General features: G+C 38.7%; 11 protein-coding genes. 2 read left to right on the top strand and 9 right to left on the bottom strand.

The window, feature by feature from the left end; genetic code table 11:
• Together NI466_RS07975 and NI466_RS07970 are read left to right on the top strand one after the other, a co-directional pair.
• On the top strand, positions 1–529 hold a 529-nt coding region (locus NI466_RS07975; protein ID WP_253173276.1), incomplete at its 5' end, for an IS5 family transposase.
• 59 nt (positions 530–588) lie between these two features.
• On the top strand, positions 589–1,959 hold the full coding sequence (locus NI466_RS07970; protein WP_253173279.1) for a phosphohexomutase domain-containing protein: 1,371 nt from the start codon (positions 589–591) through the stop codon (positions 1,957–1,959).
• Positions 1,960–2,038: 79 nt separating this feature from the next.
• Here the strand turns inward: NI466_RS07970 and galE are convergent, their stop codons facing one another.
• From galE to NI466_RS07925, 9 genes are read right to left on the bottom strand one after another with little or no spacing between them, the layout of a single operon-like run.
• The gene (gene galE, locus NI466_RS07965; protein WP_253173275.1) at positions 2,039–3,055 is read right to left on the bottom strand and encodes a UDP-glucose 4-epimerase GalE; all 1,017 of its coding nucleotides are present in this window, start codon (positions 3,053–3,055) and stop codon (positions 2,039–2,041) included.
• Positions 3,048–4,715: a glucose-6-phosphate isomerase gene (gene pgi, locus NI466_RS07960; RefSeq protein WP_253173274.1), complete on the bottom strand. Its 1,668-nt coding sequence runs from the start codon at positions 4,713–4,715 to the stop codon at positions 3,048–3,050. Before pgi ends, galE begins: the two co-directional genes overlap by 8 nt.
• On the bottom strand, positions 4,715–5,971 hold the full coding sequence (locus NI466_RS07955; protein ID WP_253173273.1) for a nucleotide sugar dehydrogenase: 1,257 nt from the start codon (positions 5,969–5,971) through the stop codon (positions 4,715–4,717). Before NI466_RS07955 ends, pgi begins: the two co-directional genes overlap by 1 nt.
• 12 nt (positions 5,972–5,983) lie before the next feature.
• A complete protein-coding gene (galU, locus tag NI466_RS07950) occupies positions 5,984–6,859 on the bottom strand; it encodes a UTP--glucose-1-phosphate uridylyltransferase GalU (RefSeq protein ID WP_253173272.1) in 876 nt (291 codons plus the stop codon).
• Positions 6,860–6,883: 24 nt separating this feature from the next.
• Positions 6,884–7,504: a sugar transferase gene (locus tag NI466_RS07945; protein ID WP_253173271.1), complete on the bottom strand. Its 621-nt coding sequence runs from the start codon at positions 7,502–7,504 to the stop codon at positions 6,884–6,886.
• Between the two features lie 17 nt (positions 7,505–7,521).
• The gene (locus NI466_RS07940; RefSeq protein WP_253173270.1) at positions 7,522–8,349 is read right to left on the bottom strand and encodes a glycosyltransferase; all 828 of its coding nucleotides are present in this window, start codon (positions 8,347–8,349) and stop codon (positions 7,522–7,524) included.
• A 4-nt stretch (positions 8,350–8,353) separates the two neighbouring features.
• Positions 8,354–9,391: a glycosyltransferase family 4 protein gene (locus NI466_RS07935; RefSeq protein ID WP_253173269.1), complete on the bottom strand. Its 1,038-nt coding sequence runs from the start codon at positions 9,389–9,391 to the stop codon at positions 8,354–8,356.
• 9 nt (positions 9,392–9,400) lie between these two features.
• Positions 9,401–10,441, bottom strand: coding sequence for an EpsG family protein (locus NI466_RS07930; RefSeq protein ID WP_253173268.1), 1,041 nt, complete (start codon positions 10,439–10,441; stop codon positions 9,401–9,403).
• Positions 10,438–11,424, bottom strand: coding sequence for a glycosyltransferase family 2 protein (locus NI466_RS07925; RefSeq protein ID WP_253173267.1), 987 nt, complete (start codon positions 11,422–11,424; stop codon positions 10,438–10,440). Before NI466_RS07925 ends, NI466_RS07930 begins: the two co-directional genes overlap by 4 nt.
• Positions 11,425–11,428 lie beyond the last annotated feature (4 nt).

The following is an 11,428-nucleotide window of genomic DNA, read 5'->3' as shown; positions in this document are numbered from 1 at the left end:
TTTTTTTAGATTACGAGGCGTCTTGGATCAAGAATGGGTATTCATTGACGGAAGCTACATACGCGTGCATCAACATGCAAGTGGAGCTCGGAATGGTTTCGAAAGAGCAATTGGACAATCACGTGGTGGACGAACAACAAAAATACATCTTGCAACCGACGCGAATGGATTACCGATTGATTTTAAAATCACTGGGGGTGGCGTCCACGACAGTCAAGTTGCAAAACAACTGATTGATACTGTAGGCGAGGCAACTTATCTCATTGCTGATAAGGGGTATGATGCTGAGCACATTAGAATATATGCCCAGAACAAGGATATGATTCCCATCATTCCAATGAGATCAAATAGTAAAAGATCGAATAAGGAGTTTGATGAATATCTATATAAATTAAGACATTTAGTTGAAAATGTGTTTGCGAGATTGAAGAATTTCCGAGCGATTGCAACCCGATTTGATAAGCTTGCACGAAATTACCAGTCTATGATTTACATTGCTTGCATGTTTATTTGGTGTAAAGCCAAATGAGGACACGCCCTAGCATATATTATATATTTTTCTTATTTTCAGGGTTTTTAATGACTTACATGACCAAACTGACTTGCTTCAAAGCCTATGACATTCGCGGCAAACTCGGCACCGAGCTCAATGAAGAGATTGCCTATAAAATTGGCCGTGCTTATGGACAGATTTATCAGCCTAAAACGGTGGTCATCGGCTGTGATATCCGGCTCAGTAGTGAAGGCTTAAAACAGGCCACCATTCGCGGTTTAAATGATGCGGGTGTCAATGTTCTGGATCTGGGTATGACCGGCACTGAAGAGGTTTATTTTGGCGCCTTCCATCTGGATGTGCAAGGTGGTATTGAAATCACGGCCAGCCATAATCCGATGGACTATAATGGCATGAAACTGGTACGTGAAAATGCCCGTCCAATTAGTGCCGATACTGGTCTTAAAGAGATTCAGGTTTTAGCAGAATCAGATGAATTTATTGACGTCAGCAATAAAGGCAGTACTGAGAAATATAATATTCTGCCTGAATTTGTAAATCATCTGATGAGCTATATTGATCCGGCAAAAATCCGTCCGATAAAACTGGTCATGAATGCCGGGAATGGAGCAGCAGGCCATGTGATTGATGCCATTGAGCAAAAGTTTCAACAACTCAATATTCCGGTCGAATTTATCAAGATTCATCATGAAGCCGATGGCACTTTCCCGAATGGGATTCCCAACCCGATTTTAATTGAAAACCGTGACAGTACCCGTGATGCGGTCATTCAGCATGGCGCAGATATGGGCATTGCCTGGGATGGTGACTTTGACCGCTGCTTCCTGTTCGATGAAAAAGGCCAGTTTATTGAAGGCTATTATATTGTCGGCCTTCTGGCTCAAGCGTTCTTGCTGAAGCAATCTGGCGAAAAAATTGTACATGATCCACGTTTGGTCTGGAATACACTGGATATTGTAGAGCAATACCAAGGGATCACGGTTCAGTCCAAGTCAGGTCACGCCTTTATTAAAGATGTGATGCGTGAGCATAATGCGGCCTATGGTGGGGAAATGAGTGCCCATCATTATTTCCGTGACTTTGCCTATTGCGATAGCGGCATGATTCCATGGTTACTGGCGATAGTAGTACTGTCTGAAACAGGAAAATCCTTATCTTCTCTGGTGGAGGAGATGATCGCCAAGTTCCCATGCAGTGGTGAAATCAACTTTAAAGTCGCCGATACCCAAGCAACCATCCAAAAACTTTTCGATCATTATGCCGATCAGCAGCCGGAGATCGATCAGACCGATGGGGTCAGCCTTAATTTTGGTGCATGGCGTTTTAATGTGCGTGCATCGAATACTGAACCGCTATTGCGTCTAAATATTGAAAGCCGTCGTGATCATAATCCACGACCAATGCAGGACTATGTCGATGAATTGACTCAGTTGATTCAGAGTTAATATTCACGCATACAGTACAATAAAATGGGAGCTGTTCATCAAAAGCTCCCATTTTTTTATTTATATCGCTATAAAGATTTTAGCGATAGCCATTCGGATTCTGCTTCTGCCAGTTCCAGCTGTCAGCGAGCATATCTTCCAGGCCAGATTGTGGTGTCCAGCTCAACTCTTGGACTGCACGGGTATTGTCTGCAAAACAGGTGGCCACATCGCCTTCACGACGAGGGGCTAATTCAAATGCAATCGCCACACCATTCACTTGCTCAAACGTATCTTTAACTTGTAGCACTGAAATACCATTACCTGTACCGATATTCCAGGCACGGCAACCTTGCGCAGTTAGACGATTATTGAGGGCACATAAATGTGCATTGGCCAGATCCACCACATGAATATAGTCCCGCACACCAGTACCATCCACCGTGTCATAATCATGACCGAAAATAGATAGCTTTTCACGACGACCGACTGCCACTTGAGTCACAAAAGGCATCAGGTTATTGGGAATACCTTGTGGATCTTCGCCAATCTGGCCACTTTTATGCGCGCCGACCGGATTAAAATAACGTAATAAGGCAATCGACCAACGTTCATCCGCCACAGACAACTTTTCTAAGAGCTGCTCAACAATCAGCTTGGTATAACCATAGTTATTGGTCGGCATTCCGGTAGGCATTTCTTCATTTAAAGGTGAAGGATTATTTTCGCCATACACCGTTGCTGAGGAACTAAACACCAGTTTAAAAACTTGCGCGCGCTGCATCGCCTGAACCAGGCTAATTGAACCGGCAATATTATTGTCAAAATAAGCCAAAGGAATTTGCTGACTTTCACCAACAGCTTTTAGTCCGGCAAAATGAATCACCGCATCAATCGAATTTTGCTGAAAGATCTGATCGAGTAACTGGCTATCCCGGATATCTCCTTCGATAAAGGTCAGGCTTTTTTGGGTCAATTTTTCTACCCGGCTTAAGGACTCGGAGGAGCTATTACACAGATTATCAAGTACAACAACCTCATGTCCGGCATTCAGCAATTCTACACAGGTATGTGAACCAATATAGCCTGCCCCGCCTGTGACCAAAATTTTAGCCATTTTGCTTTCCTAACAGAACTTTAATTAAACCTTGGGTTGAACCATCCAGACCATTCAGATCAGTCTGTTCACCATTCAGTATGGGTAGTAACTGGTTGGCAATTTCCTTGCCTTTTTCCACGCCCCACTGGTCAAACGGATTGATATTCCACAGCACAGACTGAACAAATACCTTATGTTCATAGAGTGCAATTAGCATGCCCAAACTGTATGGATTCAACTCCTGCAGCAACAAGGTACTACTCGGCTGATTACCTTCATACTGCTTATAGGCCGGCAAGCTTGCCAATTCGGCCTGATCCAGCGCTTCATTGCCAAAAGCCAGTAAACGCGACTGCGCCAGACAGTTAGATAAGGCCAGATGATGTTGTTCTACCAATGCTTCGGCACTGTCTGCATAGGTATATTGCTGGCTGTTATAACGCTCTACCGGCGCAATAAAATCACAGCTAACTGACTGAGTTCCCTGATGCAATAATTGATAGAAGGCATGCTGGGCATTCGGTCCCACTTCACCCCAGATGATCGGACAGGTATCGAACTGAACTTTCTCTCCATTACGCTGGATTGACTTACCATTTGATTCCATTTCCAGCTGTTGCAGATAGGAGGCAAAATATTTCAACCGCCCATCATAAGGCAGAATTGCATGGGTCTGAATATTCAGAAAATTGGTATTCCAGGCTCCCAACAATCCCATCAATACCGGAATATTGCGCTCAAAAGGCTGGTACTGAAAATGCTGGTCAACGGCATAGGCACCGGCCAGCAGCTGCTTAAAGCCTTCAATCCCGATACTCAAGGCAATTGGCAATCCGATACAGGACCAGAGTGAATAACGCCCGCCGACCCAGTCCCAGAGCAGTAACTGGTTTTCCGGCGCAATGCCCCACGCCGTCATTTTTTCCGGCTTGGTCGATACCCCAATAAAATGATGCTTAAGAATATAAGGATGCTGGCCTAAAGCCTTTTCCAGCCACAAGCGTACCGTCTGGGCATTGGTCAGGGTATCAATGGTGCCGAAGGATTTGGAGGAAATAATAAACAGTGTTGTTTCCGGACGCAGCTGATGCAACAGCTCGGACAGCTGACTACCATCCATGGTCGAAACGAAATGTACATTGAGGGGCTGGGCAGACTGGTATTTAAAATCAGATAAAGCGTGCGTGACCATCAAGGGACCCAGATCTGATCCACCAACACCAATATTGACCACATCCTGAATGACTTCCCCGGTGGCACCGCGACGCTGTCCGGCATGAATTTGTTCCACCAGCGCATACATACGCTCCAGCTGGGTATGTACATCAGCTGCCAGATCAGCATGCTGTTGATCCTGTTCCGGCAGACGCAGTGCCCAATGCATGGCAGCACGCTGCTCGGTATAGTTGATTTCTTGATTAGAAAATAGGGAGCCAATCCATGATCTGAGGTTCTGTGAATCGGCCCATTCGATCAGCCCCTGCAGCACATTTTTATTGATTCTGTGTTTACTATAGTCAAATAGCAATTGTTCAAACTGAATGGAATATCGATTAAAGCGCTCTGGGTCAGCAGCAAATAGTTCCCGCAGATGCTCAGATTGAAGCTGTTCTTTGTTCGAGGCGAGTTTCTGACACACAGTTTCAGTGTCGAAATTTGGATTAAAATGGCTCAACATTAACGTCCCACCCCAATATAATTAAAACCACGTGTCTTGACATACGTCGGATCATACAGATTACGCCCATCTAAAATCAGGGGATGTTGCATCAGCTTGATCAGATACGGATAATCCGGACTGCCATACTGTTTCCAGGCCGTCATCAGACATAAGGCATGTGCCCCTTCCACGGCCTGATACTGGTCTTCGCACAGGATTAAGTCTTGCCGTGGCCCATAGACCTTTTCAATATTCGCCATTGCTTGCGGATCATGTAGTTTGACCGTCACGCCTTGCGCCCACAAAGCGGTCAGCATGGCATGTACCGGAGACTGCTGGATGCTCGGGGTATTTTCTTTAAAAGCAGCCCCCCAGATCGCGATGACCTTGCCTTTTAAGTCTCCGCGGAAATAATTCCAGAGTTTACGGAACAGCAGTTCTTTTTGCTGTTCGTTAATATCCCAGACCTGCTCCAAAAGCTGGTTTTTTACTCCTGAATCTGCCACTGCATGTGTCAAAGTCCGGATATCATGGGAGAAATTCTCTCCACCAAAACCAACGCCGGGAAACAGATAGGCAGAACCAATCCGGTTATCCGCAGCCATGCCTTGCCGTACCTGTTCAATATCAATGCCAAGCTTTTCTGCCACACTGGCCAGATCATTCATATAACTGATCCGGGTGGCCAGCATGCCGGAAATACTCAACTTGGTAAATTCGGCATCCAGAACCGGCATAAATAGATACTGCTGCGCGCGTGGAAATAATGGACGTAAGAGTTCTTTGATTTTAGGCTGGATATCTGCATGATCACAGCCCACAATCAGCTGGGTGGCCTGAGTAAAGCTACGCAGTGCATTCCCTTCCTGAATAATATCTGGCAGATAAATCCAGTCATCATTCGGCAGCAACTGCTGAAAGCGTTGCGTGCCATGCAAGCCAAAGGTCGAGGCATTAATCATCAGTTTGGGATGGGCAAAACAGGCATGCCGGATGGTATCCAGCATCTGAAACGCCTGTTGCTCTTCAGTCGCATTAAAACTAAAGAAAAAAACATCCTGATTAAAATCCAGATGCTGAAAATCGCAACAGTTTAAAAAGCCAGACTTTTCCTGTTTTTGCAGTAATAGCTGGAGGGATTCATCCTGAAAATAGGGCCGAGCTGAATCATCTGCACCAAAGCTATTACACCAGATCACCTGATGACCACATTCAGATAAAAGGGCCGACATGACCCCGGAAAATAGGGTTTTTCCCAATACTGCGACTTTCATATTATTCCTTTCCTATAAAGCAAGTTCCTGAATCAATGCTTTAAACTCGGTACCGAGTTTAGGATGATCGACGCCATAATGTAAAACAGCTTTTAGATAACCTAACTTACTGCCACAGTCAAAGGTCTGGCCTTTCATACGATAGGCTTCTACAGCTTCTGTTTGTTGCAGCATGGCAATTGCATCGGTCAGCTGGATTTCATTGCCTGCCCCGCGTGGTGTCTGCTCTAAAAGCTGCATGATCTTGGCGGGTAAAATATAACGCCCGACTACAGACAGATTTGAAGGTGCCGTCCCCACTGCCGGTTTCTCGACGATCCCTTGCATGACGATACTTTCCCCTTCCTCAGGTGATGCCGCAACATCAACAATGCCATACTGGTCGACGAGATGTTCAGGCACTGCTTCTACCATAATTTGTGAAGCTTTAGACTGTACAAAGCGCTGAATCATGCGTGACAGGTCATTTTCCGGATCCTGATCTTTCACCAGCACATCTGGTAACAGCACTGCAAAATCATCATCACCAATCACGGCTTTGGCACACAGTACTGCGTGACCTAAACCAAGTGGCTGTGGTTGACGCACACTGATTACACTCACATGTGGCGGTAAAATTTCAGTGATTTCTTTGAGTAAATCAAATTTCTTTTTATGTTCTAGAGTGGTTTCCAGCTCAAAGTTACGATCAAAGTAGTTTTCAATCGAAGCTTTTGAAGAATGGGTAACAAGAATAATCTGTTCAATGCCAGCAGCAACTGCTTCTTTTACAACATATTCAATGGCTGGACGGTCAACCACTGTGACCATTTCTTTGGGAATAGACTTGCTCGCAGGTAAAAAACGTGTACCAAGGCCTGCAACTGGGAGAATGGCTTTTTTGATCATTACAAATAGTTCACTAATAAAAATTTATGACTTGATTTCATCTTTAATTTTTTCAGGATCATTTCCTTGAAATAAAGAAGGGCCAACATGACCCGGTGCATTAATACCTTCTCGTTTGGTCATCACAGCGACTGTTTTGAACATGATTTTAAAGTCAACAAAAGTGTTATGGTTATCCACATACCATACGTCGCATTTAAAACGCTCTTCATAATCAAGTTCATTTCGACCACTTACCTGAGCTAGGCCAGTCATACCGGGTTTAACTTCCAAACGACGAGCTTGTTCTGGTGAATATAATGCTACAAAGTCTTTAAGCATAGGACGTGGTCCAACAATACTCATATCACCCTTTAAAACGTTTATGAGTTGTGGCATTTCATCTAAACTTGTAGAACGCAATTTTTGTCCAAAAGGCGTAATACGCTTTTCATCTGGTAATGGATTGCCGTCTTTATCCACTGCATCTTTCATCGACCGGAACTTAATCATTTTAAAAAGCTTGCCGTCTTTTCCTGGGCGTTCTTGCAGAAAAAAGATTGGAGAACCTAGATTTTTACGGACCTTAAAAGCAACCAAGCAAAAAATTGGTGATAAAAGGATTAGTGCTATTAGTGAGATAACAACATCAACTAAACGTTTCATAACTAAAATTACCACTCTTATTTATGAACTTTTTTTCGTAGAAAAGTATTATAAATTTTACCTAGCAATGAACTAGGCATCAGCCTAAAAGTAGATCTTATTAGGAAGAGAATATTAGCATGTATTGGGTTCTGAATTTTGAGTTCTTTTTTTAAATTTAGTAATTGTTTTTCACTTTTAATATATTGGTAACCTTTCCGACGAGTATGCATGCCATTATCAATACGTGCATATACAAGAACATCCTCCAAATTCTGTATTTTATAGCCTTTAGCAATGACTCTAAGGAATAAATTGTAATCTTCCATCCATAAGTGATGTTGATAGCCACCTACTTCCATAATTTTAGACTTTCTATAAGATATAGTCATATTATTAAAAGGGCTTTGCTTTTTTGCATATTGTCTCAAAGCTTGATTATCTAATGGCACAATCCGCATACCTGATGGGGATGTTATATCATCGACAAATTCGGTAATTTGCCCCCCTAAAATGACTAACTCACTGTCTGCTTCAAAACATTTAATCTGTTTCTCGAAACGATCAGATACACTTATATCATCAGTATCAACTATAGATACAATTTCATATTGGCAATGTTGAAGTCCAATATTTTTAGCTTTTCCAGTACCTACATTTTCTTTAAGTTTAATCACACGCAAAGTTTGTTGTAAACGCGCCGACCATAGCGCAATTGACTCATACAGATCAGTTGTTAGAGGGCCATCTTCCACCAAAACAATTTCTGTTGGTTTTAAAGTTTGCTGATCCCATATACTTTTCATACAAGCATTAAAATGTTCAGGCTTTTCTTTATAGTAAATAGATATTAAAACCGAGAACATACAATTAACCTTTAAAAATTTGTTCAGACCAAAGATGTAAGATTTTTTCAGGTTGATAATTTTCTGCGTTCTTTAAAGAATTCTGTGAAAATTTAACCAAATCCAATGGAGAACTAGCAAGTAAAAGAATACGATCTGCTAGTTGATCGATATTTTGATCCTCAACCAAATAACCATTCACTTTATCTTTTATAATATCACTTGGTCCATTAGGACAATCATACGAAACAATAGGCAAACCGAAACTTTGAGCTTCAATTAAAACCATAGGTAAACCTTCATATTTTGACGACATTACAAAAAAGTCGGATGAATCATAAACATCCTGAACATTCGAAGTTATTCCTTTAAGAAAAACATTTGGAAGTTTATTGACTTTAATATAATCAGCCAATAAGACTTTATGTTCACCTTCACCATATATGCATAATTTCCATTCGGGTAATCGATAAAATATTTTTTCCCATGCTTTCAATAAGTGTAAATAATTTTTTTGATCGGTCAGTCGACCAATTGAAACAATTTGCTTATGCCCAAATTCTTTATTTATTTTTATGGGAAATGGGGAAAAGTTTGGTATAACTGTCACGTTTGAATGAAAATCATCAAAAGTTAATTTATCTCGTTGTGTCAGAGTCACGACTTGATGAATCTTTTTATATAAGACTTTGCTTAAAAATTGAATCAATTTTGGGCGACTAATAAATGATACGTGCTCCAAAACAACCAATTTATTTATTTTTGGAATCAGAGAACAGAGTAGAGACAACTTACCCATATTATGTACAACTACAGTATCAGGATTATTATTCTTGACTTCTTGAACAAGTGAATTATAAAAGCTTAACTGCGATCCTAATATTTTTCTGACTTTAACTCTACTATCTAGAGGATAAGCTACTTCACCAAAATTTGCATCTCTATTTAGTATTGTCACATCATAGTTTAATTTCTCAACTAGTTTATTAGCCAGAATACACGCAACTCTTTCACTTCCGGAAATATTTTTCAAGGAGCTTACAATAAAAAAAATTTTTCTCATATTCATCCTTTAATAGAGTGGAATAAAATAAGCATCTTTTAAGTAAATTGATGCTTGGTAAAACCAAGTTATATACAACAGTAAAATAAAATATAGTAAAGTATAGATATAAAAATAGAATATTTTAAATCTAAATAAAAGTAACATTGGTATCAAAAATATTTCTACAAATAAAAAAGCATTGGATAAACGACCACTTAATATAGCGAAATCAAAAAAAGCTAATCTCAACGTAAGACCAACCGTAAAACACAAGACAAAAAATACATAATATTTATTAGCGAGAGCCTTAGGGGTAGTAAGGAATAAAATTAACAGAAATTCCATATAAAACTTAATATTTGCAAGTGAGAAAAAACCTACACTTTCGGCGTACTCAGTATCTGAGTATGCAACTAATCTATCGAAAAAATTATTTGCAACTGGGAACAAAACAACTCTAGCTACAAAAAATCCTATAAATAAAGTTAATATATTTAAAAATAAAAATCTATTACGCGAATAGTTGAATTTAAATCTTTTATTCATTAAAAAATAAATAAAGAAAAAAAAGATAAAAGAAATAGAAATTTGATGAAACATAATAGCTAGAATAAAGAAAATAATTCCTTTTTTTTTGCTATTATCCATGAATAAAATTGCACCATAAATAACTAATGGCACTGCTAATGCTTGTCTAATCTGCATAAACTGTTGCATTAGAAAGAAACCAGTAGGTAAATAAAAAGCCATAATATAAATAAATTTAATTTTTATTGCTTCAGAGATTTTGTATATTATAAAAAAAATAAAAAAAGAATAGATTGTAAAAAGAATAAAAGGCGATTGGGTAAAAATAGAAATAATTTTACTATAGATTCCCCATCCAAGTTCTACACCAGTTTCGGAATAAAAACCGCTAAAACTCTTTAAATCATAATTATCAATATTTTTAAAAATAGAATAATAAGTATAAGTATCGTTAGTAGCCCCTCTCATGCCGACAATTAAAGAGACGACAATAGAAATTATAAGAAACATCAAAAAATCTTTTTTTATCAAAAATTTCATTTACACATTCCTTGAACTTTTTTGATATTTCTTCTTATTTTAATTATCAAATTAACAAGAGATAAAAAGTTAAATTTAGTTGAAATATGTAACAAATTTTTATAAAAATTTATCCTTTTATCATAAATCATATTTGATAATGATTTCTCAAATAGTTTAGTATTTTTTTCTAAAAAATTGCCTTCGCTGTAACTAATTGCATCGCTTTTGATTATAACTTTTCTCAAATTTAAGCTATCATTAAATTTATATAGAACATTATTTTCTTTAAAAAAATTTTCTATAAAAATTACGCCTTTTACCATTTGATCAATTTTATTTTGAGAAAAAACTGTTGTATATGAATTCGGGTTACATTTCACATAGTGCAAACACGGTATAGGTAAATAAGATACTTTAGAGCAGTAAAATAAGGCTTGAATAGAAATCAGTAAATCTTCAGACATGTTTACACCTTCTAATATGCAAACTTTATCTAAAATATCTTTTTTAAACAACTTATTACATAAAGATCCATGTAATCTATCTTCTAAAAGATTTTTTATAGTTTCATCGATGCTACTAGGAGGCTCCTGTCTAATAACTCTTTGAATCCTTGATTCATTTATATAGTAATCTGAAAACACAATATCTGCAGAATTTTCTCGTGCATTATTTAATAACTCCTCTAGAGCATAAGGTTCTAAATAGTCATCACTATCTAATGAAGCAATATATTCACCATTAGCAATATCTAATGCATATTTTCTTACATAAGATATACCATGATTAACATTAAAAGAAATTATTTTTGTATGTTTCGCTCTCTCAGGATACTGATGCAATACTTTTTTCACTACATCTAAAGATCTATCTGGTGAGCAATCATCAATAATAATAATTTCAAATTTTTCCAAAGTCTGATTACAAACAGATAATAAACACTTTTCAATAAATTTTTCAGTTTTATAAACTGGAATAATTAAACTAATTTTATAACTCATAATC

It is taken from the genome of Acinetobacter lwoffii (assembly GCF_024129595.1).
GTDB classification, from domain to species: domain Bacteria; phylum Pseudomonadota; class Gammaproteobacteria; order Pseudomonadales; family Moraxellaceae; genus Acinetobacter; species Acinetobacter lwoffii_O.
The sequence above is the reverse complement of the archived record's forward strand: the minus strand, read 5'-3'. Positions and strand labels throughout refer to the sequence as shown.

Bases quoted from the DNA above. Each gene is read 5' to 3' on its own strand.
- pgi (WP_253173274.1), bottom strand. From the start codon at position 4,715: ATGTTGAGCCATTTTAATCCAAATTTCGACACTGAAACTGTGTGTCAG.
- NI466_RS07970 (WP_253173279.1), top strand. From the start codon at position 589: ATGACCAAACTGACTTGCTTCAAAGCCTATGACATTCGCGGCAAACTC.
- NI466_RS07945 (WP_253173271.1), bottom strand. From the start codon at position 7,504: ATGAAACGTTTAGTTGATGTTGTTATCTCACTAATAGCACTAATCCTT.
- NI466_RS07940 (WP_253173270.1), bottom strand. From the start codon at position 8,349: ATGTTCTCGGTTTTAATATCTATTTACTATAAAGAAAAGCCTGAACAT.
- NI466_RS07930 (WP_253173268.1), bottom strand. From the start codon at position 10,441: ATGAAATTTTTGATAAAAAAAGATTTTTTGATGTTTCTTATAATTTCT.
- galU (WP_253173272.1), bottom strand. From the start codon at position 6,859: ATGATCAAAAAAGCCATTCTCCCAGTTGCAGGCCTTGGTACACGTTTT.
- NI466_RS07935 (WP_253173269.1), bottom strand. From the start codon at position 9,391: ATGAGAAAAATTTTTTTTATTGTAAGCTCCTTGAAAAATATTTCCGGA.
- NI466_RS07925 (WP_253173267.1), bottom strand. From the start codon at position 11,424: ATGAGTTATAAAATTAGTTTAATTATTCCAGTTTATAAAACTGAAAAA.
- galE (WP_253173275.1), bottom strand. From the start codon at position 3,055: ATGGCTAAAATTTTGGTCACAGGCGGGGCAGGCTATATTGGTTCACAT.
- NI466_RS07955 (WP_253173273.1), bottom strand. From the start codon at position 5,971: ATGAAAGTCGCAGTATTGGGAAAAACCCTATTTTCCGGGGTCATGTCG.